Source organism: Methermicoccus shengliensis DSM 18856 (assembly GCF_000711905.1).
Classification (GTDB): Archaea; Halobacteriota; Methanosarcinia; order DSM-18856; family Methermicoccaceae; genus Methermicoccus; species Methermicoccus shengliensis.
The window spans coordinates 71,903-93,708 of record NZ_JONQ01000012.1; the positions used below are offsets into that span (position 1 = coordinate 71,903).

Consider the following 21,806-nt stretch of genomic DNA (forward strand, 5'->3'; position numbering starts at 1 on the left):
TCACAGCTCGAGCATCCTCTCAAGGGCGCGCCTCGCGCCCTTTTGCACACTCTTTTCCACCTTTATTCTGTGCTCTCCCGACTCGAGTGCCCTTATTATGGACTCGAGGGTTGTCATCTTCATGTTCGGGCACACGGCGTACTCACTTGCGGGATAGAAGCGCTTTTGGGGACATCTTTTCTTTAGCCCATGGAGCAGCCCAACCTCAGTGCCCACGATGAACTCACGAGCCTCGGACTGCTCTGCATACCTTATCATCCCGCTGGTGGACGTGACCACGTCTGCCACATCGCACACCTCTGGTCTGCACTCTGGGTGCACCATCACGAGGGCATCGGGATGCTCTTGCTTGGCAAAAAGCACATCTGCCAGCATGATTTGGTGGTGAGTGGGGCAATAGCCATTCCACGGGATTATGTGCTTTTTGGTGTGCCGCTGTGTCCACAGTGCCAGATTTCTGTCTGGCACGAACAGCACCTCGTCATGGTCGAGGCTGTTCACAACTTGAATCGAGTTGGCGGATGTGCAGCATATGTCTGCCTCTGCCTTCACCTCGGCAAGGGTGTTCACGTATGCCACCACTGCACAGTCTTCGAGCTTTTGCTTCGCGGCCCTCACCTGCTCGGCGGTCGCCATCATGGCCATTGGACATTCAGCGTCCCTCTCTGGAAGCACCACCACCTTGTCTGGATTGAGCACTGCGGCACTCTCTGCCATGAAGTCCACACCACAGAACACAATCCACTCACACTCCAGCTCTGTGGCAGTGCGTGCAAGCCCGAGGGAGTCGCCCACGTAGTCGGCTATGTCCTGCACCTCTCCCCTCTGGTAGTTGTGGGCGAGTATTACTGCATCCCTCGCCTTTTTCAGGCTCTCTATCTTTTCTGTCAGTTTGGTCATGGGCTCTGACATGCTATACATCCTCGCCAGCTCGTGAATGTAATAAGCAGAACAGCTATATATGTAGATTGTGAAAATGAGTGTGAATGGGAAGCGAAGAAAAAAGAGGTGGCATATGTCTGAGATAACACTAAAGGTCGCCAAGGCATATCCGGCAGATACTGGCAGGGGGATAGCCAGACTGGACCCCTCGAGTCTGCTCAAGCTGCAGATATCACCTGGCGACGTGATACAGATTACAGGCAAAAAAACAACGGTGGCCAAAGTGTGGAGGGCAGACAGGCAGGACTGGGGACAGGACATCATTCGAATCGATGGGTTCACCCGACAGAATGCGGGCGCTGGCATAGGTGAGCGGGTCAAGGTAGTGCCAATCGAGCCGAGGATTGCCAACACAGTGATGCTCGCTCCCGTGGAGGTAATGGACACCTCGCCCTCTGAGATGCCCGAGACGTTCATCAAGAGGCAGCTTCTGAAAAGGCCAGTGATGACTGGTGATGTGGTTCCAATCATCAGCGGAGCCCGCCCCTTCATGGGCAGACAGTCCACCAGCCAGATGCTACCACTGGTGGTGGTGGACACTGACCCTGCTGGACCTGTGATGGTGGACGAGTTCACGAAAATCGTGGTGAGGGACAAGCCAGCCACAGGCATGGAAGCTCTGAAGGGCACTGGCATCACGTATGAGGACATCGGTGGGCTAAAGGAGGAGGTGCAGCGAGTAAGGGAGATGATAGAGCTCCCGCTCAAGCACCCAGAGCTGTTCGAGCGGCTCGGCATAGAGCCTCCAAAGGGCGTGCTGCTGTACGGTCCCTCTGGCACCGGCAAGACCCTGATAGCCAAGGCGGTCGCCAACGAGGCGGGTGCCAGCTTCTTCTCCATCGCAGGCCCTGAGATTATGAGCAAGTACTATGGCGAGAGCGAGCAGAGGCTCAGGGACATCTTCGAGGAGGCTGAGGAGAACGCTCCCTCCATTATCTTCATCGATGAGCTGGACTCCATCGCCCCAAAGCGTGAGGAGGTCACGGGCGAGGTGGAGCGGCGCGTGGTGGCGCAGCTGCTCACCGAAATGGACGGGCTCGAGGAGAGGGGTCAGGTGGTGGTCATAGGAGCCACGAACCGCATCGATGCGATAGACCCTGCCCTGAGAAGGGGTGGTAGGTTCGACAGAGAGATTGAGATTGGCGTGCCAGATGCCGATGCTCGCTTCGAGATATTCCAGATTCACACGAGGGGGATGCCCCTCGAGGAGGATGTGGACCTAAGAAAGCTTGCAGACCGCACCCATGGGTTTGTGGGGGCGGACATCGCTGCCCTGTGCAGGGAGTCGGCTATGAAGGCACTTCGAAGATACCTTCCTGACATAAACCTCGATGAGCCCATTCCAGAGGAGCTTCTCGAGAGCATGAGAATCACGAAGGATGACTTCGAGGCTGCCCTGCGGGAGATTGAACCCTCTGCGATGAGGGAGGTGTTCCTCGAGGTGCCCAAGGTGACGTGGGACATGGTGGGTGCGCTCGAGAGGGCCAAGCAGGATATTCGTGAGGCGGTGGAGTGGCCTCTGAAGTACCCAGAGAAGTTCAAGGAGAGGGGACTCACACCACCGAGGGGAATACTGCTGTATGGCCCGCCGGGCACCGGAAAGACGCTGCTCGCCAAGGCGGTGGCAACTGAGAGCGAGAGCAACTTCATATGTGTTCGAGGACCAGAGTTGCTCTCCAAGTGGGTGGGGGAGAGTGAGAAAGCCATTCGGGAGATATTCAAGAAGGCGCGGCAGGTTGCCCCTTCCATCGTGTTCTTCGATGAGCTGGACGCCATCGCGCCCATGAGGGGTGCGGACTTTGGGGACTCTCACGTGACCGAGAGGGTGATTTCCCAGCTGCTCACAGAGCTCGATGGCCTGGAGGGCCTCAAGGGCGTCGTGGTCATCGGAGCCACCAACCGTCCAGACATCATCGACCCAGCCCTCGTGAGGTCTGGAAGATTTGACAGGCTCGTGTTCGTGGGACCGCCAGATAGGAGGGGCAGAAAAGAGATATTCCAGATTCACACGAGGGGAATGCCCCTCGCCGAGGATGTGGACTTCGACCACCTCGCAGACCTCACCGAAGGGTATGTGGGGTCTGACATCGAGCTGGTGTGCCGTGAGGCGGCCATGGAGTCCCTGAGGGAGGACTTCGACGATGGGAAGGTGAGGCTGGCTCACTTTCTGGAGGCGCTCAAGAGGGTGAGGCCCACCATAGACGAGTCCCTCATGGATTACTATGCGAGGGTGGCCGAGCGGTTCAAAGGCGGGATGAAAAAGGAGGAGCCAAGGTCGTACATTGGCTACAGGTGAGCCCACACCATCTACACCGCCCACACCATCTACACCACGTCCTCCATCCTCAGGGGAGGATGGAGGACCCCCCTCTCTGTGATGATCGCCGAGACGTTCTCCATGGGGGTAGCGTCAAATGCGGGATTGTACACCTTTGCCCCTTGGGGAGCGAGCATCTTTTTCCCACAGTAGATAATCTCCTCGGCACCCCTTAGCTCCACCTCAATGTCCTGCTCTCCCGACTCCCAGTCGAATGTGGAGAGCGGGGCTGCGACATAAAAGGGAATGTTGTGCGCCTTGGCACACACCGAGTGCATGTATGTGCCAATCTTGTTGAACACGGCATCCTTCGTGATTCTGTCCGCGCCCACCAGCACCTTGGTGATTCTGCCACTTCTCATCAGGGAGCATGCAGCGCTATCGCATATCAGCATCACCTCGATGCCATCTCTCATGAGCTCCCATGTGGTGAGCCTGCTGCCCTGGTGCAGTGGACGGGTCTCGCATGCCACCACCTGTACAGCCTTCCCCTGCTCCCTCACCGCCCACCTGATTATACCCAGAGCAGTGCCCCAGTCCACACATGCCAGCGCCCCAGCATTGCAGTGGGTGAGCACCACATCTCCATCCTCGAGAAGCTCGGCACCATTCCTTCCGATACGGCGGTTTATCTCCACATCCTCCTCTGCAATTGCCTCTGCCTCGCACACCGCCGCCGTCCTCATATCCTCCACATTCGATGCCCTGCTGATCTTCTCGAGCATCCGGTCTATCGCCCAGAAGAGGTTCTTTGCCGTGGGTCTCGTGCGTTTTAGCTGCTGTGCAGCCCCCTGCACATCATCGAGCATTTCCTCGGTACTCTTGGCACGGGAGGATGTGCATGCCAGTGCTATTCCGTATGCACCAGCAGCTCCAAGAGCTGGTGCTCCCCTCACCCGCAGCATTCGGATAGCCTCACAAAGCTCTGGGAGCGTGGAAATCCTCTTTATCTCGAGCTTTTCTGGCAGTAGCGTCTGGTCAATCAGAGCGATGTGCCCATCTTCCCACCAGATTGTTCTCATGAACCCCTCCTCTGGCGCTTAAATTCTGATATGAGCTCTCGGTGGAGCACCACCATGAGGTTTCCCAGCAGTCCAAAGATGAGCACCTGTACTCCAGCCAGGATGAACATCACTGTGAGGATTGTGAGGGGCACGTGCTCTATGCCGCGCACCCAATCGTACACCACATATATCCCGAGCCCAAACCCCACGAGCATCAGCACGAACCCCATGAGCCCAAAGTAAAACATGGGGTTGTGACCTATCGCAAGCCTGTACATTGTCATCGCAATCCTCGAGCCATCTCGAAGTGGGTTGAGTTTGGTGTGGGATTTGGCGGGTCTTGGTCGGTAGGTGATGGGTACCACCACCATCTTCTGTCCTTTCTTTACACATTCCACAGCCATCTCGGCCTCTATCCCAAACCCATACTCTCCGAGCCTAAGCTCCAAGATGGAGGATGTGGTAAACGCCCTGTACCCACTGAGGATGTCCACGAGGTCTTCTCCATACATGGCTGCAAACAGCCGGTTGAGCAGCAGATTACCAATGCGGTTCAGTCTCGTGAACGCTCCTTTCTGTGCCAGCGTGAATCTCTCACCTATCACATGGTCATAGCCCCTCTCGAGGGGGTCGAGCAGCCTGTTCACCTCAGCGGGGTCATACGTGCCATCACCATCGATGAGCACAATATAGCGTTGGGTTATGTGCTCAAAGGCATAGCGCAAAGCATCGCCCTTGCCCTTGCCAGGCTGCACGACCACCTTGGCTCCAGCCTGCTGGGCAAGCTCGACAGTGCGGTCGGTGCTGTGCCCATCCACCACCATAATGTGGGAAAACCCCTGGGCTCTGAAGCTCTGGACGACATCTCCTATCGTGTGCTCCTCGTTTAGTGAGGGGATGAGAATGCACACCTCGTCCTTGGGTATGCTCATGCCAGCCTAAATCTCCTCCACCACCGAGGAGCCCCGTATCCTCTGCTTGTCCACCACTATGTAGTCCCTTATTGACCTCACAGCAGAGGCTGGCACCACGAGGTACTCCCCGTCCTTCTTCACTCCCTGCAGCTCAATACTGGGGTCCGGCTTTACCAAGAACTCTGTGAGCACACCGGTCCTCTTGTCTATCATCACATTGATGAGCTTACCCAGCACCGAGCCGTCCACCCCCATCACAGTCTTACCAGGAAGCGTTGAACCAAACACCTTCACCATAGATGACCCCTCTTTTTGCGCTGCTGCACTGTGTTGACCATATATTCCAAGGGCAGCTTTATTCCTCGTACTCGCTGAAGAGTTTGGCAATGCCGTTCTTGGCAATGGAGAACGTGGGCACTCCGCCAGTGACCATGCACACCTCAAGGGTCTCGAGAATCTCCTCCTTGGTGGCGCCATAGTTCATGGCTACCTTTGCCTGAGGGTATATGCACTCCTCACACATTCTCGTGGCCACACATGCCAGTGCTATCAGTCGCTTGGTCTTCTTGTCCAGTGCCCCGTCCTCAAGCAGCACCCTGTCCATGCGCTCTATAAGCTCCAGCATCTCTGGATTGTGTTCATATATTGCCTTGAGAGTGTGTGGAATGTAGTCGCCCATCTTTTTTCCCATCCTCTCTAATGCTTCCCTGTGCTCATCGCCCATTGTATCACCATTCACAGGTGAGGGCTTATGATATTTTAAAATATGGTTGCTCCCATGATGTGGTTGCTCCCATGAACCATGGAGAGGCATTAATATGAGGAGGCTCGCACGTGGTAGGTGAAGGAGTGCTTACCGTGAAGTGCAGAGTGGTTAGCGTTCATGAGCGCAGAGAGTGGCAGGGGGTGGTGATGGAGGAACTGCAGACCAGGAGCAGGGTGTACTTTCCACGGGTGCCCAAGGAGTACTCACTCGAGGTGGGGGATGTGCTCAGGGTCAGGATGGAGAAGTTGCCACCAGAACTGCTCGATATGGGAGAGAGGACGATGAAGGTGGTGCTTCTCGATGATGAGGACAACGTGCTCGACTGGACGATGCTATAGGGGATGTCTGAGTTGCCCACGAGGCTGTTAGTCTCTGGCTCTGAAATCGTGATAGTGGGCACTGCCCACATCAGAGAAAAGAGCGTGGAGGAAGTTAGGAACGTAATAGACAGCGAATGTCCCGACGTGGTGGCATTGGAGCTTGACCCCCAGAGGCTGGAGGCGCTTCTGGGAGGGGAGAGGGACATTCCATTGAGAGAAGTGCTGAGGAAGGGCAATGTCATGCTCGTGCTCGTGGAACTCGTGCTCGCTCACTTTCAGCGCAGGCTGGGCGAGCAGCTTGGCGTGAAGCCGGGCTCAGAGATGCTCGAAGCATACCATGCCTCACGCGAGAGGGGGGCAAGGGTGGTGCTGATTGATAGGGATGTGGGCATCACCCTGAGAAGGTTTTTGGACAGACTATCGCTGCTCGAGAAGGTGAAGATTCTCGCATCCCTTGTGCTCTCCTTTGCGCACAGAGAGGAGATAGACATAGAGAGCATCACAGAGAGGGACATGGTGGACTACCTGATGCGCGAGCTAAAGGCCATCTCTCCATCTGCATACGAGGTGTTCGTGGCAGAGAGGGACGCCCTCATGGCACACGCACTGCTCTCGCTTGCACACTCTGGGCACACCAAAGTGGTGGCGGTGGTGGGAGCTGGACACGTGGAGGGGATATGTCGCTATATTGCCCATCCCGAGACCCTTCCAGAGGTATCCCGCCTGCTCGGCGTTGGAAAAAAGAGGTTTCCCGTCGCGAAGGTGATTGCCGTTGGGCTGGCCTCTCTGGTGATTGGGGCAATCGTCTATCTTGCCCTCAGCGTGTCATTGGAGCTGGCGCTTTGGGCGTTTGTGTACTGGTTCATAATCAACGGCAGCTTGAGTGCTCTGGGTGCGGCCGTTGCGAGAGGACACCCTCTCTCGGTGCTCACGGCATTCTGTGTTGCGTGGTTCACCTCCCTCAACCCGTTTTTGGCTGCGGGGTGGTTCGCAGGGCTCGTGGAGTTGTGGAAACGCAGCCCCACGACCGCTGACATCAAGGCCATAGTGAGTGCCCACTCCTTTTCCGAGGTGCTAAACAACAGGGCGTTCAGGGTGCTGGCTGTGGCAGCTCTCGCCAACCTCGGAAGCACCGCTGGAACGTTCATAGGAGCGTGGATGTTGCTGAGGATGGCGGGCATACCCCCTTAGGAGCCACACCACCGGCTTAGGGCTACATCACCACCAGCCGCACATCTATCACGCCGTCTATCCCCTTTATCTGCTCTATCGCACCCTGTGGCACCTCGGTGTCCACGCTGAGCACCATTATGGACTCCCCACCTTTGGTGAGCCTGCCCACCTGCATACCGGCGATGTTGATGTTCATCTCACCCAGCACCATACAGCATGGCCCTATGATGTTGGGCTTGTCGATATGTTTTATCACGAGTATGAAACCCTCTGGCACTATATCTATGGGATAGGAGTCTATCTTCAGCAGTCTTGGCTGTCCCCTGTGCACGGCTCCACCCACGGTGAGCACGCTGCCATCGGAATGCAGCCTGAGGGATACCTCACATCCCCCCTCGCCATCCTCATCCTTCTGGCTCGTGGCGATTTCGACCTTTCGCTCCCTCATGAGGAACTCTGCGTTCACATAGTTCACCCTTGCGCCCACCACGGGCTCGAGCAGTCCCTTGAGGGCTGCCAGCTTTACCACACTGGCCTCTCTCTTTGCAAGCTCGCCGCCCATGTATATCTCCACGCTCTCGTAGTGCCCTGCGAGCTGGGACGTGAACTTACCCAGCCTCTCGGCAAGCTCAAGGCAGGGTCTGAGCTGGGGAAGCACCTCCGGGCGTATCGGGGGCATATTGATGGCGTTGCGCACTGGCTTGCCATCGAGAAAGTCTGCAATCTCTCGTGCCACACCCACTGCCACATTTATCTGTGCCTCTTGCGTGGATGCTCCAAGATGGGGTGTTAGCACAACATTATCGAGTGTGAGCAGGGGATTTCCCTCGGGCGGCTCATGCTCGAACACATCGAGGGCAGCCCCGGCTATTCGCCCCTCTTTGAGAGCCTCGTACAGCGCCTGCTCGTTGATGATGCCGCCCCTCGCACAGTTGATTACCCTTGCCTTGCTCTTCATTCTGGAGAACTGCTCGCGGTCTATGAGGTTGCGGGTGTCCTTTGTGAGGGGCGTGTGTACCGAGATGAAGTCTGAGTTCTCGATGAGTTCGTCGAGTGATGTGAGCACCACCCCAATCTCGTCTGCCCTCTCCTTGGAGATATATGGGTCGTAGCCCAGCACGGTCATCTCGAGCCCTATGCATCGCTTGGCAACTTCCGCCCCTATTCTCCCCAGTCCTATGATACCTATCGTTTTTCCACGCACCTCAGTACCCATGAATGCCTTGCGCTTCCACTCGCCCTGCCTTAGGGATGCGTGGGCCTGGGGGATGTTGCGGGCAAGGGAGAGCATCATGGCAATCGTATGCTCTGCTGCCGAGATGGTGTTTCCCTCTGGGGCGTTTACCACGAGGATTCCCCTTCGGGTGGCGGCATGCACGTCGATGTTGTCCACGCCAACCCCTGCCCTGCCTATGATCTTGAGTTTCGTGGCGGCCTCGATTACCTTCTGCGTCACCCTGGTCCCACTCCTCACCACCAGAGCATCGTACTTTCCGATGATGTCGCACAGCTCATCCTCTGAGAGCCCTGTGCGCACGTCCACATCGAGCCCTCTCTCCTTTAGCTCATCGATGCCCTGCTGGGCGAGCGGGTCACTCACGAGCACTTTATAGGTCGAATCCTGCATCTTCACTCCACCGGAATGGTCTCGAGCTGGCTTGCTATGTTCCATATGAGGGTTCTGGTGTGCATCGGGATGTTGGGGTCATTGGTTATATCATCGAGAATTGATATTCCGCTCGCTGCTCTCACTGCCGGAGACTCGCTCCTGTTGAGCAGGATGCCTTTGACCTCGTCCGCACTCCTTCTGATATTCCTTGGAACCGAGTCGTCGTTGATTATTCTTTCAAGTACTTCTACACACTGTCTGATGGTCTCTTCGGGGTCGTGTGTCATATCCATCCCTCCTAAAAACAGGACACCGTTAGCACAGAGCAAACCTATTTTTGTGTACCATATGCAAACTCACTATATTAAGCTTGTGTCCTTACCACCTCCAGCTCCCTTGGATTTCCAGCCCTGTCATAGCACCTCCAGCTGTCGGGCGTGTACGGGAAGCCCACTATTATGTGCACACTTCCAGTCCTCGAAAAGAGAGCAAGGTCCTCCTCTGAGGGGGTGGTGTCTGGCACCGGGTGGCTGTGCACACTTCCAGCATATCCTATGTTGGGAAGCATGTACAGCTGGAGCACGGCGCTCATCTCGGAAGAGATGGTGCCAGGGAGCAGTATGCACTCGGTAATCACACCCTCTCTTGCGGAAAGCAAGCCAGCGAACTCCCTCGGGTGGGTGGAACGGGAAGCCTCGAGGATGAACTGGAGCGCCTCCTCCTCGATTGCCCATATACGCTCTTTTTGCTTCTTCTTTCTCCAAAATGCCATCACGTGTTCTTCGAGCACGGGGTTTAAGTATGTTCTCTTCGGTGTGTGTCACATGGGCGAGCTAAAAGAGCGCATCGAAGAGCTGGCAGAGCCATCCATCTCAGTGGCAGTGGGGCTCTTGGAGCCCTGTGAGAGCCATGTAGAGAGCATCGCGAGGGCAAGAATGTGGGCTGAGCCCCTCGTGGTGTGCCCTCCTCAGCTGGCGGGTTTTGTGAAGGAGGCTGGGCTCGAAGTCTCCCCAGCGGAAAGCCCCCACGAGCACCTCGTCCAGCTGCTCGTGGAGGAGGATGTGGATGCGGCGGTGAGGGGTAACCTCCCTGCAAGGGACACCCTATCTGCTCTGAAGGATGCCCTCTCGTTGGAGCAAATTCACAGGTCAGCGCTGCTGGGCTGCGGGGAGGGGGAGTTCGCGCTCGCTCCTGTGGGTATAGACGAGGGTGAGAGCGCACATGATAGGGTCCGACTTGCGGTATCGAGTGCAGAGCTTCTAAGACTGCTCGGCATTGCACCCAGCATCGGCGTGCTCTCTGGTGGCAGGCTCGAGGATAGAGGAAGGAGCGTGCGGGTGGATGCGACGCTCGATGAGGGCGAGCTCGTGGCAAGTGAGCTCTGTGGTATGGGCTACAGGGCAGAGCACTGCGGCATACTGATTGAGAGGGCAGTGCGCACCCACAACGTGCTGATTGCTCCAGATGGTGTGTGCGGCAACCTGATATTCCGCACCCTCGTGCTGCTCGACGGAGGCGTGCCCCATGGTGCTCCAGTGCTCGATATTGATGTGGTGTTCGTGGACACCTCGAGGGCCAACCGCAGCTATGAGAGGCAGATGGCGCTGGCGAGCGCGCTCGCGGCCGTAAGAAAAGGCTTTTAAGAGTGCTGCGTGTGGCGTGTGGTATGGGCACACGGGGGCACGGCATGGAACACTCTGCGAGGATGGCACTTGCGGCAAGGAATGCGGTGGAGGTCATAACCCGTGAGGAGCTTGGTGAGCTTCTCAGGACAGAGCAGCATCCACGGGTGTATGCTGGCTATGAGCCCAGCGGAAAGATTCATCTGGGGCACGTGCTCACGATAAACAAGCTAATCGACCTAAAAAATGCTGGCTTTGAGGTCATCGTGCTGCTGGCAGACCTGCACGCCTATCTCAACGAGAAGGGCTCGCTCGATGAGGTAAGGCAGATGGCTGACATGAACAGGGCATGCTTTGAGGCGCTGGGGCTCGAGGATGCCACATACAAGTATGGCTCTGACTATCAGCTCGAAAGGGAGTATGTGCTCGATGTGCTCAAGCTTGCCCGCAATACCACCCTTGCCCGTGCCAGGCGCAGCATGGACGAGGTATCGAGAAGCGCGAAGAACCCGCAGGTCTCCCAGATGATATATCCCCTGATGCAGGCAGTGGACATCGCAAGGCTGGGTGTGGACGTGGCGGTGGGCGGAATAGACCAGCGAAAGATTCACATGCTTGCGAGGGAGGGGCTTGTGAAGCTGGGCTACCGTGCTCCGGTGTGCATCCACACACCCATCCTCCTGGGTCTGGATGGGGAGAAGATGTCCTCCTCAAAGGGCAACTACATCTCTGTGGACGACACCGAGGAACAGGTCAACGCCAAGCTCAAAAAGGCGTTCTGCCCAGAGGGCGTGGTGGAGAACAACCCCGTGCTGGAGGTGTTTCGCTATCACATATTTCCGAGGTTCTCCTCCGTGCTCATAGAGAGGCCAGAGAAGTTTGGAGGGGATGTGGAGTTCGAGAGTTTCGAGGCACTGGAGCAGGCGTTTGCAGAGCGCAGCCTTCATCCAGCAGATCTCAAGGGGGCGGCGGCATCTTATGTGAACGAGATACTGGAGCCCGTGCGAGAGCGGCTCGAGGAGTATGTATAGCGAACTCGTACAGGTATGGAGGGGAGCTGATGTCTCATCATGAATAAAAGAAAGAGGCGCCCATCTTGAGTTGTGCTGTTGAGACTTGATGCTTTAGAAAACACGTTATGGGTTCACGTTTACCCCTTCACGTCCATTCTTTTGAGCAGGTAGAAGAATATGGGTTCGCCCCGCCCGACGGGTCTCCAAAGCTCGATGTCCACCAGCCTCTCCCCTACTTCAGAGACGAGCTCGTCATAGGTTGCGGCCTCCACCTTGACCACCTCCACCACGAAGGGCTCCACCTCCTTTGTTCTGCGGTTGAGCACGCGATAGACGCCCTTGTTGAAGTATAGGTGGGAGATGTAGGTGCACTCCTCGTTCTTCTTGAGCTCGCCTATGCGGTATGGGTCGAGCTCAAGGATGCTGCCCACCCTGTTCGGGGTGAGCCTTCGAACGGCCTCTTCTATGCGGGTCAAGGTCTTCCCCTCGGCACAGAGCATCACTCTGGGTAGGGCACATCTATGCTCATGAGGTCGAAAGCCACATCTGTGTGGGCAAACACCTTGCGAGCCTCATCGAGAAGTGGCTGGACATCATCCGAGTACCTCGCACTGATGTGGGTGAGTATCAGCCTCTTGGCATTTACCCTTTTTGCCATCTCGGCAGCCTCTGTTGCAGTGGAGTGCATCACCTCTTTTGCGAGCTGGGCATGCTCCAAGCCAAACGTGGAATCATGGATGAGCACGTCCGCATTCTTTGCAGCCTCGCAAAGCTCATCACAGGGGCGCGTGTCCCCCGTGTACACAACCTTTCTTCCCCTTCTCGGCGCGCCCACAACCTCTGATGGATGGATTGTTCTTCCCTGCCACTCGATTGCCTCGCCCCTGTGCAGGCGGGAGTACAGGGGTCCGGGAGGTATGCCCAGAACGTGCTCTGCCTTGTATCTGTCGAACCTGCCCCTTCTCTCGTCCTCCACGAGGGCATATCCAATCGAGGGGACGTTGTGCAATGTTCTGAACACCCTCATGGTATAGCCCCTGAGCCTTACCTCATCTCCTGGTGCAAGCTCATGAGTGCACACCTCAAACTTCGATTTGAAAAAGCCCATGAGCTCGAACATCTGCTTGAACCTGTGCATTCCCCTTGGGCCATACACGTGCAGTGGCTCGGTGCGTCCGAGGAAGGAGAGGGTCTGTATGAGCCCGGGAATTCCGAGAATGTGGTCTGCGTGGAAGTGGGTGATGAAGATGGACGTCAACTTTCCGAACCCCGTCTTGGCTCTCATCATCTGTTGCTGGGCGCCCTCCCCGCAGTCCAGCAGGAGCATTTCGTGCTCTGTGTTCACCGTGATGGCCGAGGGGTTTCTTCCGGGAGTGGGCATCGACCCCGCAGTGCCAAGGAACGTTATTCTGAGCAACTTTTTAACCTCCGCACGATGAGAAACGTTTTAATTTATAAAGAATGTACGATGGGTGAGGGAGTACCCCAATGGGAGGACGCACTAAGGTCATTGATGATGCATCAGAGCTCGTGCCTCTGCTCAGAACGTTTGGTTCTGCCACCCATAAGAAGGTCTTCAATTCCCTGCTTACTGGGTGGCACACGGCAGAGGAGCTGTCAGAGCTGACGGAGGAACCTGTGGAGGTGGTCGAGCGAAGCCTGATGATGCTGAGAAGATGTGGGCTTGTGGACTCTCAGTGGAGGATGGTGCCCGGCGCACCAAAGCCTGTGAAGGAGTACACGTGCATATATACCAAAGCGTACATGAACCTCAGATGCTCGATGGATGAGCTCGCCGAGCTGATTCAGCTCACGTTTGCCTCTGATGGCGAGCTTCAGGACGACATGGAGAGACTCACAGCCGAAATAGAGTCTGGAAACAAGTCGCTCGTCAACCTTTCACGGGTAATGGAGAAAAGCCCCATGTATATAAAGGGGCTTGCAAGGCGCACAGACGGGCTCATGGTGAAGGGACAGAGGATAGATAAGAGAGTGATAAAGGAGTAGTGGACCCATGGTTGAGATACTGCAGAGCAAAAAGGAGAGCACCAAGTTTCAGATTCTCGTGGAGATTGCTGCAAACCAGCCCAATGTCAGACAGAGGGAGATTGCAGAGAAGATTGGAGTGACGCCACAGGCAGTGTCGGAATACATCAAGGAGCTGGTGGAGGAGGGGCTGGTGCTCACGGACGGCAGGGTGAGATACAGCGTGACCAAGGAGGGTGTTGAGTGGATTCAGGAATCTGCATACGCCCTCAAGCGCTATGCCCTTCACGTTATAGAGGACGTGATAAGCCATGCCGCTGTGTGGAGCGCCCTCGCAGAGACCGACCTCTCCAAAGGAGAGAAAGTATCGCTCTACATGCGCGATGGGCTGCTCATTGCCAAGCCCTATGATGAGGGCATTCCGGCCTCTGGAGAGGCGTTCTCGGATGCAAAGGCCGGTGAGGATGTGGGCGTGACTTCTCTGAAGGGTATGATAGAGCTCACCGTCAAGCCAGTGGTTGTGTGCAGAGTTCCAAGGGTGGAGCACGGGGGCTCGAGAAGAATAGACCTCGAAAGGCTCAGGACTATGGCAGAGAGGGCGGACTTTGTGTGTGTGATGGGTGTGGAGGCATTGGTGTCCCTCAGAAAGGTGGGTGTTGAGCCCGACGTGATGTTTGGTGCCAAGGAGGCTGCGGTGGAGGCAGCCTATCATGGTGAGGCGGTGCTCGTGGTCGCCCTGACCAACGAGGTGCCCACTCTGCTCACAAAGCTGGAGAGTGAGGGGCTCAAGTACGAGCTGGTGGACATCCTCGTGGAGTAGCTCCATGTGATAGATATAAATAGTAAGAGCTGGGTTGTTTCTTGATTGGCTTCTCAAAAAACATCAAAGGAGGAGATTACATTCTCTGCTGAGGTATATGGTGCTGAGCCCGAGTTTGTGGGAAGAGAAGTATCCGTTTTTGACACAACGCTGAGGGACGGTGAGCAGACGCCGGGGGTCTCCCTGACCATTGGCGAGAAGTTCATCATCGCCCGCCAGCTGGAGAAGCTGGGCGTGGATGTCATTGAGGCTGGCTTTCCAAGGTCGTCCCCTGGCGAAAAGCAGACAGTGAAGAAGATTGCCAATGCAGGACTCGACCCTCAGGTGTGTGGGCTTGCGAGGGTGCTAAAGCCAGACATCGATGCGTGTGTGGATGCAGATGTTGACATGGTGCACATATTCGTGTCCACTTCCGACATCCAGCGCCTCTACACTATCAAGAAGTCGAGGGAGGAGGTGCTCGAGATGGCGGTGGATGCGGTGCACTATGTCAAGGAGCATGGGCTAAGGTGCATGTTCTCTGCGATGGACGCCACCCGCACCGATCTCGAGTATCTGGTGAAGGTGTACACGGCCGTCGAGGAGGCTGGAGCCGACATCATCAACGTGCCAGACACCGTGGGAATAATGACGCCAGCTCGCATGCGAAGGCTCATTGAGGCAATTGTAGAGAGGGTGAGCATTCCCGTGGATGTGCACTGCCACAATGACTTTGGGCTCGCCGTGGCCAACACCCTCGCCGCATTTGAGGCTGGCGCCTCTGAGGTGCAGGTCACGATAAACGGGCTGGGGGAGCGGGGTGGAAATGCCGACCTCGCAGAGACCGTGATGTCGCTGCACTGCCTCTATGGGGCAAAGACCAACATCCGTACACAGTTTCTCGTGGAGACCGCAAGGCTGGTGGAGAGGCACACAGGAATTCCGATATGCCCGACGAGGCCTGTGGTTGGAGACAATGCCTTTGCACACGAGTCTGGCATCCACACTGCGGGCGTGATCGAGCGCTCGGACACCTTTGAGCCGGGGGTGATGACTCCCGAGATGGTGGGGCATGTGCGGCGCATTGTCGTTGGCAAGCACGCTGGCAGGCATGCGGTGAACAAGGCGCTTGTGGAGGCTGGATACTTCCCAGATGACTCGCAGCTCACCGAGATCATGTCTCGGATAAAGGAGCTTGGGGACAAGGGCAAGCGCATCACGGATGCCGACCTGTTCGCCATTGCTGACTCCGTGATTGGTGCTGGTGAGGAAGAGGAGAGGGTAGTGGACCTCAAAGAGGTTACCGTGATGACTGGCAACCTCATAACTCCCACTGCAGTGGTAAAGGCTGTGGTCGGTGGCATAGAGCGCACCAAGTCTGACACGGGGGTCGGACCCGTGGATGCCGCCGTGAAGGCTGTGCAGAGCATGATAGGCGAGGAGACGAACATCAAAATCCACGACTTTAGGATAGAAGCCATCACGGGCGGGTCTGATGCCCTCGCCGATGTCATCATAGGCGTGGAGGATGAGAATGGGCACATCGTGAGCGCCAGAGCCGCACGCGAGGACATCGTCATGGCATCGGTGGATGCCCTCGTGAGCGCCCTGAACAGGCTGCTCAAGAAGCAGGCCTAACGAATCTCGAACCTGCAGTGGGTGTACCCGGTGCCAAAGCACTCCGTCTCCACCACCCTCACCTTCCTATTTGTCCTCGTGAGTATCGCCGCCTCGAGCATGCCCTCCTCGAGGGCACACAGCGTCTTTCCAATCTCGGGCATCCCCCCACAGTCGAAGCAGTCCTCCACCACGAGCACGAGGGGGTCCACCTCCTCGATGCGCATCCTTCCCAGCTCGTGCACCTTCCAGAACCGCGAAGCCTCCAGGAGCAAAGAGTCAACATCACTCGCAGAGAACGCCTGCTTTGCAATCTCTGTGCCCACCAGCCCCCCGACATCCCGCAGCAGGGGGTCTATGTTGATGCCCGTGGACTCTATTCCGTACCTTACGGCCTTGAGCATTATCCTCAGGAAAGAGGGGGTGTCCTGTAGTGACTCCTTCACCCGCTCTCTTATAGTACATCTGAACTGTTTTTCTGGAAATGCAGACGTGCCTATGGGCTTTGCCGTGAGATAGAACACCTTCACCCTGCCATCTTTTGGATGGGGTCTGCACGCCACCAGCCCCTCCTCCACCAGGTCCCGCATGTGCACCGACAGCGTGGACTGGGCTCGCCCCGTGAGCCGCCTTAGCTGCGTGAGCGTGAGCTCACCATTCTGCAGCCTTCTGAGGATGTCCCGCTTCGTGGGGTTGGAAAACTGTCTCACACCATCGCTGGTGGCATATATGTCGAACTGAACACTCATCACATAATACTCTCGCTTCACCTTTATAATTCCTTCGAAAAGGTTCGTTTTGTCCCTATATATCGTATACATACGAAACATTTTTATGCTTGGAGCCCAAGGACATATGGGCGTTTGCCCGGAAGTGGTACAATGGCAGAGGAAGAGTTTATGGAGACAAGGTCCATCAGGCAGAGGGATGGCACATACGCAATCGTGCCCCGCATCCCAGGAGGCATAGCCACGCCAGAGCTGTTGAGAAAGATAGCCGATGTGGCAGAGAAGTACGGATGTGCGGCCATCAAGCTCACGGGAGCCCAGCGGATGGCCCTCGTGGGGCTCAAGGAGGAGGACGTGGACAGGGCATGGGATGACCTTGGAATAAAGCCAGCAGCAGCGGACAGGCTGTGTGTGAGGAGCGTCAAGCTCTGTCCCGGTGATACGTTCTGCAAGTTCGGGCTGCAGGACTCGGTGGGGCTCGGGCTTGCACTGGACGAGCGCTACCATGGGCTGGAGCTGCCATCCAAGTTCAAGATTGGCGTCTCGGGATGTCCCAACTCGTGTGCCGAGGCAATTGTGAAGGACTTGGGCTTCATAGGAACCAAGAATGGCTTTACGTGCTATGTAGGGGGCACTGCGGGAAGAAAGCCGAGGCTCGGAGAGGTGCTCGTGGAGGGGCTGGACAAGGGACAGGCCCTCGAGCTTGCAGACAGGGTGATACGCCACTACAAGGAAAACGCCAAAAAGGGTCAGAGGCTTGGAGCGTACATAGACTCCATAGGTGGAATCGAGGAGTTCAGGAGGCTCGTCCTCTGAACTCTTTTTTGATAACGCTCAAATATCACCATCCCGAATGAGTGGGTAATGGCTACACCGTTTTTGGAGCTGGAGAAGGAAGTTCAGAAGCTGGCAGAGGAAAATGCCCTGCTCAGGCAGAAATATGCGAGGGAAAAACGAGGCGAGTTTCACAGAAGTGGGCTTGCGCTGATAGTTTTTGGGGCTTTCGTGCTGGTGGTGGGCACACTTGGGTACACTGGCACTACCCTCTCCAGTCTATTCGTGCTCTCTGGCGTGGGGACGGTGTTTGTGGGCGTGCTCACAGTATTTCTCACGCCAGAGAGGTTTGTTAGAAGCGAGGTGATGCACAGGGGACTGCTCTCATCTCTGAGGGCGATGGATGGTATACTCAGGGATTTGGGGTTGAGCTCCAGTGCCCTTTACCTTCCATCCACATACAAGGGCAGACCTCTCCTCGTGATTCCCGTATCTGAGAAGCACTTCGACCTCCAAGGTTGGCTCAAGCGCCCCTCGGAAGGAGTGTTTGTGGTGGGCAAAAGTGCCGAAAGCTGCGGGCTTGCGTTTGAGCCCCTGGGCGCATCGCTACTGTCCCTCATAAAAGATGAGCTTCATCCCTCCTTCTCCGATGAAGCCGAGACCATCTCCCAGCTCATGGAAGAGGTGTACACCCATGGGCTCGAGCTGTGCGATGCAGTGGAGCTGGAGAGGCTCGATGGTCTCATAAGGGTGAGATTCACCTCCCCCCTGTTTTTGGAGTTCTGTGTGGAGGTTAGCAGGGATGCACCCCTGCTGTGCACCGGCGTTGGATGTCCCTACTGCTCCCTTGCCCTGCTCCTCGTGTGTGAGTCAATGGAAACACCCCTCAAGAAGAGGGGGTGCACCGTGCATCCAGAGGAGCAGGCCATCTATGTAGAGGCCGAGCTTTATCCCCTTCTGAGGAGCCCATAGGCACACATTATGACAGCTGTCAGGCCAAGGAGACCAACGGTGGGCATGCTCGGTGTTGCGGAGCCCCCCGTGCTCTGGGATGTTGGGTTTGGATTGACCTCATTGGTGGGGAGTGTCTCTTGTGAGGTAGCCGTTTCATTTGTGTGTGTTTGTGCGACTATTGCAAAAACAGAAAAGCCTGGGGAGGATGCTGTGTAATGGGTATACGCCTCATCCTGACCCACGAGGGTTGTGTTCAGGCTGTTCCACTGTCCGTTTGCATAGCGGTAGAGAGCCACACTGGACGCATTGACGCTGTTGTTCTCGAGCCACGAGTTTTCCACCCTGAAGTTTATCAGGATGTTCTTGATTCTGTTGTATTGTGTGTCTACAAAGAATCTGAAGCTCTTGTACGTCATTCCCGGGGCTGGCTTGTCCACAAGGGTGGAGGTGTTCTTTAGCTCCTGTACCTTTACCATGAGCTCGTCGGAGTATCCCAGCGAGTCGAACTCGATGCTTCGTATGTCCAGCTTAGGGTCGGAAAACTCATGAGTTATGTGCTCGTCCTTCACCACGGCAAGTATGTAATCGACCACCTGAATCTCGATATTTTCCGGTGGCACATACACGTCAGTGGGGTTGGGTCCGCTGGTGTAAATGCCTTCGCTGGACGAAGAGCCCCCTCCAGAGGGCGACGGGCTGGGCGTGGGCGTGGGCGAGGAGGGGTTGAACTCGGATTCGGATAGCATGAGCGTCCTTCTAACGCCTCCAACGTTCACATCGAAAAGCCCGGCAGGCACCGGGGCAGAGTTGTAGGAGTATGAGAAGCTACCAGAGGCGTCTGCCCGTATCTCTGTCCACGCCTCCACCTTCAGCCTCACGGTGCTCGCACCCTCTATGGCATCTCCGAATATCCTGATGTTGTACTTGCCAGAGGGCACGCCACCCTGTGATATCGTTTGCGTGCTGCCCTCCTCTTGGCTCGTGAGCGTGTAGGGGAATGGAAGGAAGCTCAGTGAGGCGGACACGCTGAGCCGCCTGCATCCCTCGGCGACCACAGTAAACCGATTGGGGGATGGTATCTCCACGCCGTTTAGCCGATAGTCGAACGTGCCCCCACTCACGGGCACATCCATCTGGAAGGTGATGGTGATGGGGATATCCTCGTTGGGATTGGCTTTGCCCTGCATCACGACCACGTCCCCTTGTGTGGGATTTTCTGGAGTTATGGTCAACGTGCTCTCATTGACCGCCGCACCCGCAGGCAAGGCGAGCGCAATCATCATGAGCACTGCCAGCACACCCATCCTCAGCATCGCATCGCCCATGGGCATACCAGTGCTCTCATGGTTTAAATCCTTTGCACCAAGCTTATATTGTCATCTGCCAACAGCTGTGTGGTGAGGCTGTGGATACAGTAGCTGTGATAGGTGCGGGTATGGTGGGCAGCACAACTGCCCAGAGGATTGCCGAAAGGGAGCTTGCAGACGTGATTTTGGTGGACATCGTGGAGGGAATGCCGCAGGGCAAGGCCCTCGACCTGAGGCAGGCGGCACCCATTCTGGGCTATGATGTGGATGTGGTGGGCACCAATGACTATGCAGACATCGAGGAGGCAAGCCTCGTGATAATCACGGCAGGGGTGCCCAGAAAGCCCGGGATGAGCAGAGAGGAGCTCGTGTCTGTGAACTCGGGCATCGTGAGGGACGTATGTGAAAAAATCGCAGAACATGCCCCAGACGCGCTGGTGATGGTGGTCACCAACCCCTTGGATGTTATGGTGTATGCTGCCAACCAGTACCTTGGCTTTGGAAGGCACAGGGTGTTTGGCATGGGAGGTGAGCTGGATGCTGCGAGGTTTGCGTACTTTGTTGCCGAGAGGGTTGGTTGCTCGTACTCCGATGTCAGTGCGATGGTGGTGGGGGGACATGGAGCAAAGATGGTACCCCTTCCAAGATACACCACTGTTCGGGGAATCCCCCTCTCTCGGCTGCTCGACTCCAAAGACATCGAGGAGCTTGTAAGGCGCACGATAGAGGGAGGTGCCGAAATCGTATCGCTCCTGAAGACGGGCAGCGCCTACTATGCTCCATCGGCCGCCATCACTCACATGGCAGAGGCAATCATCATGGATAGGGGAAGCGTGGTGTGCTCCTCTGTGATGCTCGATGGAGAGTATGGCGTGAAGGGCTCGTGCACTGGCGTTCCAGTGGTGCTTGGTGCATGTGGAATAGAGGAGATAATAGAGCTTGAGCTGGAGGATGAGGAGCTATCTAAGGTGCAGGAGGCGGCAGCCGAGGTAGTCCGCCTTTCAGCCTCGGTGTGAGCCTCTGAACCTCACCACCCTACGAGAGAGGAGCTCGATGTCAGCGGGCAGGGCTGAGCTGAGACTTCTCATCCAGTCCTCGGGAATGGCACGCACCCCCTCTCTTGTACCAATCACACACCCCACCATGGATGCAATGGTGTCGGCATCACCTCCGCCCCTTGCGGCAAGCATCACGCTCTCGGCAAAGCCAAGCCCTCGTGCTATCAGGTGCATCGCACATGGCACTGCCTCAGTGCTCTCAATTCCCGTGCCAAAGGTGCGCTGAACATCGATATATGGGGCACTTTTAGATGACCTAATTGCCCTTTTGAGATGGGGCACGAGGCTCTTGCCACTCCTGCCACACCTGCCATACTCTGCTCCCCTTTTTGCCCCCCACAGTGCCCACCTTATGGGGCTCTCATCCACGGTGCACGCCCACACTGCACATGCCACAGCACATGCCGCCGAGATTGCTATGCTCTCTCCATGGGTGGTGAGGCTGGAGAGGGCGGTTGCATTGACAACCCTCTCTGGCTCCTCAAAGAGCAGCCCCATTGGACCTGCCCGCATGGCTGCACCATCGGTGCTGCCCTTCTCTGGCACAAAGCCCCCTCTTTTTGCATATTCCTGCAGGCTGGCTTTTGTGGTGGGACCCATTCTGGGCACCGAGAGCGAGAGCATCCGCCTTGCTATTGTATGTCTGTCCACATAGCCGAGCTCGAGCACGGCATCGAGCGTGGCAATCGCAAGCTGGGTGTCATCTGTTGTTCTTAAAGGGGTGGACCTCGATGGACTTCTCCTTGCTTCCTCTGGACTCAAGCCCTCGAAGGGCTCTCCGAGTGCATCCCCCACGGCCAGTCCCCACAGGCATCCCCTTACTCTCTCGTGGAGCATGTATTGTGCTGAGCGCCCACACTATATGTGCTTTCATGTCCCTTCAGCGACATCGTGGACGCCATG

The 21,806-nt window shown here is 56.5% G+C and carries 24 protein-coding genes; 11 read left to right on the forward strand and 13 right to left on the reverse strand.

Annotated features, from left to right (window positions below):
• Complete coding sequence (nadA, locus tag BP07_RS05105; protein ID WP_245597056.1) at positions 1-912, reverse strand: quinolinate synthase NadA; 912 nt, start codon at positions 910-912, stop codon at positions 1-3.
• A gap of 103 nt (positions 913-1,015) precedes the next feature.
• Between nadA and BP07_RS05110 the strand changes: the two genes are divergently transcribed.
• Positions 1,016-3,238 carry a CDC48 family AAA ATPase gene (locus BP07_RS05110; protein ID WP_042686536.1) on the forward strand — a complete coding sequence of 741 codons (2,223 nt, stop codon included), beginning with the start codon at positions 1,016-1,018 and terminating at the stop codon, positions 3,236-3,238.
• Between the two features lie 29 nt (positions 3,239-3,267).
• Here BP07_RS05110 and BP07_RS05115 read toward each other — a convergent pair whose 3' ends face one another.
• The 4 genes from BP07_RS05115 to BP07_RS05130 are packed head-to-tail and all read right to left on the reverse strand — an operon-like array spanning position 3,268 to position 5,916.
• A complete protein-coding gene (locus BP07_RS05115; protein ID WP_042686538.1) occupies positions 3,268-4,281 on the reverse strand; it encodes an S-methyl-5-thioribose-1-phosphate isomerase in 1,014 nt (337 codons plus the stop codon).
• Positions 4,278-5,195, reverse strand: a complete 918-nt coding sequence (gene aglJ, locus BP07_RS05120; RefSeq protein ID WP_042686540.1) for an S-layer glycoprotein N-glycosyltransferase AglJ — start codon at positions 5,193-5,195, stop codon at positions 4,278-4,280. Before aglJ ends, BP07_RS05115 begins: the two co-directional genes overlap by 4 nt.
• Before the next feature lie 6 nt (positions 5,196-5,201).
• On the reverse strand, positions 5,202-5,474 hold the full coding sequence (locus BP07_RS08950; RefSeq protein ID WP_042686544.1) for a PRC-barrel domain-containing protein: 273 nt from the start codon (positions 5,472-5,474) through the stop codon (positions 5,202-5,204).
• 58 nt (positions 5,475-5,532) lie between these two features.
• A complete protein-coding gene (locus BP07_RS05130) occupies positions 5,533-5,916 on the reverse strand; it encodes a carboxymuconolactone decarboxylase family protein (protein ID WP_245597057.1) in 384 nt (127 codons plus the stop codon).
• A gap of 95 nt (positions 5,917-6,011) precedes the next feature.
• Here BP07_RS05130 and BP07_RS05135 point away from each other — a divergent pair, with 95 nt between their 5' ends.
• Together BP07_RS05135 and BP07_RS05140 are read left to right on the forward strand one after the other, a co-directional pair.
• Positions 6,012-6,281 (forward strand): hypothetical protein, encoded by a 270-nt coding sequence (locus tag BP07_RS05135; protein ID WP_157203094.1) that lies wholly within the window; start codon positions 6,012-6,014, stop codon positions 6,279-6,281.
• Between the two features lie 3 nt (positions 6,282-6,284).
• The gene (locus tag BP07_RS05140) at positions 6,285-7,454 is read left to right on the forward strand and encodes a TraB/GumN family protein (RefSeq protein WP_042686551.1); all 1,170 of its coding nucleotides are present in this window, start codon (positions 6,285-6,287) and stop codon (positions 7,452-7,454) included.
• A 22-nt stretch (positions 7,455-7,476) separates the two neighbouring features.
• On the opposite strand, the gene serA is transcribed toward BP07_RS05140, so the two are convergent.
• The 3 genes from serA to BP07_RS08805 form a co-directional block, all read right to left on the reverse strand.
• Entirely contained in the window at positions 7,477-9,063 is a 1,587-nt protein-coding gene (serA, locus tag BP07_RS05145) for a phosphoglycerate dehydrogenase (RefSeq protein WP_042686555.1), read from the reverse strand.
• Between the two features lie 2 nt (positions 9,064-9,065).
• On the reverse strand, positions 9,066-9,332 hold the full coding sequence (locus BP07_RS05150) for a UPF0147 family protein (RefSeq protein ID WP_042686558.1): 267 nt from the start codon (positions 9,330-9,332) through the stop codon (positions 9,066-9,068).
• A 77-nt stretch (positions 9,333-9,409) separates the two neighbouring features.
• Positions 9,410-9,817, reverse strand: coding sequence for a Mov34/MPN/PAD-1 family protein (locus BP07_RS08805; RefSeq protein ID WP_042686630.1), 408 nt, complete (start codon positions 9,815-9,817; stop codon positions 9,410-9,412).
• Positions 9,818-9,869: 52 nt separating this feature from the next.
• Here BP07_RS08805 and mtxX point away from each other — a divergent pair, with 52 nt between their 5' ends.
• Together mtxX and BP07_RS05165 are read left to right on the forward strand one after the other, a co-directional pair.
• The gene (gene mtxX, locus BP07_RS05160) at positions 9,870-10,688 is read left to right on the forward strand and encodes a methanogenesis marker protein Mmp4/MtxX (RefSeq protein WP_042686560.1); all 819 of its coding nucleotides are present in this window, start codon (positions 9,870-9,872) and stop codon (positions 10,686-10,688) included.
• Positions 10,689-10,732: 44 nt separating this feature from the next.
• Positions 10,733-11,698: a tyrosine--tRNA ligase gene (locus BP07_RS05165; RefSeq protein WP_042686632.1), complete on the forward strand. Its 966-nt coding sequence runs from the start codon at positions 10,733-10,735 to the stop codon at positions 11,696-11,698.
• A 119-nt stretch (positions 11,699-11,817) separates the two neighbouring features.
• Here BP07_RS05165 and BP07_RS05170 read toward each other — a convergent pair whose 3' ends face one another.
• Both BP07_RS05170 and BP07_RS05175 read right to left on the reverse strand, forming a co-directional pair.
• On the reverse strand, positions 11,818-12,180 hold the full coding sequence (locus tag BP07_RS05170) for a hypothetical protein (RefSeq protein ID WP_042686562.1): 363 nt from the start codon (positions 12,178-12,180) through the stop codon (positions 11,818-11,820).
• Entirely contained in the window at positions 12,180-13,097 is a 918-nt protein-coding gene (locus tag BP07_RS05175) for a ribonuclease Z (RefSeq protein ID WP_042686565.1), read from the reverse strand. The genes BP07_RS05170 and BP07_RS05175 overlap by 1 nt, the downstream gene beginning before the upstream one ends.
• A 71-nt stretch (positions 13,098-13,168) precedes the next feature.
• On the opposite strand from BP07_RS05175, the gene BP07_RS05180 reads away from it, so the two are divergent.
• From BP07_RS05180 to BP07_RS05190, 3 genes are read left to right on the forward strand one after another with little or no spacing between them, the layout of a single operon-like run.
• Entirely contained in the window at positions 13,169-13,687 is a 519-nt protein-coding gene (locus BP07_RS05180) for an ArsR family transcriptional regulator (RefSeq protein WP_042686567.1), read from the forward strand.
• A gap of 7 nt (positions 13,688-13,694) precedes the next feature.
• Entirely contained in the window at positions 13,695-14,486 is a 792-nt protein-coding gene (locus BP07_RS05185; protein ID WP_042686570.1) for a DUF7839 domain-containing protein, read from the forward strand.
• A 45-nt stretch (positions 14,487-14,531) separates the two neighbouring features.
• Positions 14,532-16,103 carry a 2-isopropylmalate synthase gene (locus BP07_RS05190; RefSeq protein WP_428337355.1) on the forward strand — a complete coding sequence of 524 codons (1,572 nt, stop codon included), beginning with the start codon at positions 14,532-14,534 and terminating at the stop codon, positions 16,101-16,103.
• Here BP07_RS05190 and BP07_RS05195 read toward each other — a convergent pair.
• Complete coding sequence (locus tag BP07_RS05195) at positions 16,100-16,831, reverse strand: V4R domain-containing protein (RefSeq protein ID WP_169736247.1); 732 nt, start codon at positions 16,829-16,831, stop codon at positions 16,100-16,102. The two genes, BP07_RS05190 and BP07_RS05195, sit on opposite strands and share 4 nt — an antisense overlap.
• A gap of 132 nt (positions 16,832-16,963) precedes the next feature.
• On the opposite strand from BP07_RS05195, the gene BP07_RS05200 reads away from it, so the two are divergent.
• Both BP07_RS05200 and BP07_RS08385 read left to right on the forward strand, forming a co-directional pair.
• Positions 16,964-17,626 (forward strand): nitrite/sulfite reductase domain-containing protein, encoded by a 663-nt coding sequence (locus tag BP07_RS05200; protein WP_042686576.1) that lies wholly within the window; start codon positions 16,964-16,966, stop codon positions 17,624-17,626.
• Positions 17,627-17,674: 48 nt separating this feature from the next.
• The gene (locus tag BP07_RS08385) at positions 17,675-18,556 is read left to right on the forward strand and encodes a hypothetical protein (protein ID WP_157203096.1); all 882 of its coding nucleotides are present in this window, start codon (positions 17,675-17,677) and stop codon (positions 18,554-18,556) included.
• Here BP07_RS08385 and BP07_RS08390 read toward each other — a convergent pair.
• Positions 18,532-19,863 carry a PGF-pre-PGF domain-containing protein gene (locus tag BP07_RS08390; protein ID WP_169736248.1) on the reverse strand — a complete coding sequence of 444 codons (1,332 nt, stop codon included), beginning with the start codon at positions 19,861-19,863 and terminating at the stop codon, positions 18,532-18,534. The two genes, BP07_RS08385 and BP07_RS08390, sit on opposite strands and share 25 nt — an antisense overlap.
• An 80-nt stretch (positions 19,864-19,943) precedes the next feature.
• Between BP07_RS08390 and mdh the strand changes: the two genes are divergently transcribed.
• Entirely contained in the window at positions 19,944-20,861 is a 918-nt protein-coding gene (gene mdh / locus BP07_RS05215) for a malate dehydrogenase (protein WP_157203097.1), read from the forward strand.
• On the opposite strand, the gene BP07_RS05220 is transcribed toward mdh, so the two are convergent.
• Positions 20,847-21,740 carry an ADP-ribosylglycohydrolase family protein gene (locus tag BP07_RS05220; protein ID WP_042686581.1) on the reverse strand — a complete coding sequence of 298 codons (894 nt, stop codon included), beginning with the start codon at positions 21,738-21,740 and terminating at the stop codon, positions 20,847-20,849. The two genes, mdh and BP07_RS05220, sit on opposite strands and share 15 nt — an antisense overlap.
• Positions 21,741-21,806: the final 66 nt, after the last annotated feature.

Bases quoted from the DNA above. Each gene is read 5' to 3' on its own strand.
- nadA (WP_245597056.1), bottom strand. From the start codon at position 912: ATGTCAGAGCCCATGACCAAACTGACAGAAAAGATAGAGAGCCTGAAA.
- BP07_RS05110 (WP_042686536.1), top strand. From the start codon at position 1,016: ATGTCTGAGATAACACTAAAGGTCGCCAAGGCATATCCGGCAGATACT.
- BP07_RS05115 (WP_042686538.1), bottom strand. From the start codon at position 4,281: ATGAGAACAATCTGGTGGGAAGATGGGCACATCGCTCTGATTGACCAG.
- aglJ (WP_042686540.1), bottom strand. From the start codon at position 5,195: ATGAGCATACCCAAGGACGAGGTGTGCATTCTCATCCCCTCACTAAAC.
- BP07_RS08950 (WP_042686544.1), bottom strand. From the start codon at position 5,474: ATGGTGAAGGTGTTTGGTTCAACGCTTCCTGGTAAGACTGTGATGGGG.
- BP07_RS05140 (WP_042686551.1), top strand. From the start codon at position 6,285: ATGTCTGAGTTGCCCACGAGGCTGTTAGTCTCTGGCTCTGAAATCGTG.
- serA (WP_042686555.1), bottom strand. From the start codon at position 9,063: ATGCAGGATTCGACCTATAAAGTGCTCGTGAGTGACCCGCTCGCCCAG.
- BP07_RS05150 (WP_042686558.1), bottom strand. From the start codon at position 9,332: ATGACACACGACCCCGAAGAGACCATCAGACAGTGTGTAGAAGTACTT.
- BP07_RS08805 (WP_042686630.1), bottom strand. From the start codon at position 9,817: ATGGCATTTTGGAGAAAGAAGAAGCAAAAAGAGCGTATATGGGCAATC.
- mtxX (WP_042686560.1), top strand. From the start codon at position 9,870: ATGGGCGAGCTAAAAGAGCGCATCGAAGAGCTGGCAGAGCCATCCATC.
- BP07_RS05165 (WP_042686632.1), top strand. From the start codon at position 10,733: ATGGAACACTCTGCGAGGATGGCACTTGCGGCAAGGAATGCGGTGGAG.
- BP07_RS05170 (WP_042686562.1), bottom strand. From the start codon at position 12,180: ATGCTCTGTGCCGAGGGGAAGACCTTGACCCGCATAGAAGAGGCCGTT.
- BP07_RS05180 (WP_042686567.1), top strand. From the start codon at position 13,169: ATGGGAGGACGCACTAAGGTCATTGATGATGCATCAGAGCTCGTGCCT.
- BP07_RS05185 (WP_042686570.1), top strand. From the start codon at position 13,695: ATGGTTGAGATACTGCAGAGCAAAAAGGAGAGCACCAAGTTTCAGATT.
- BP07_RS05195 (WP_169736247.1), bottom strand. From the start codon at position 16,831: ATGAGTGTTCAGTTCGACATATATGCCACCAGCGATGGTGTGAGACAG.
- BP07_RS05200 (WP_042686576.1), top strand. From the start codon at position 16,964: ATGGCAGAGGAAGAGTTTATGGAGACAAGGTCCATCAGGCAGAGGGAT.
- BP07_RS08385 (WP_157203096.1), top strand. From the start codon at position 17,675: ATGGCTACACCGTTTTTGGAGCTGGAGAAGGAAGTTCAGAAGCTGGCA.
- BP07_RS08390 (WP_169736248.1), bottom strand. From the start codon at position 19,863: ATGGGCGATGCGATGCTGAGGATGGGTGTGCTGGCAGTGCTCATGATG.
- BP07_RS05220 (WP_042686581.1), bottom strand. From the start codon at position 21,740: ATGCTCCACGAGAGAGTAAGGGGATGCCTGTGGGGACTGGCCGTGGGG.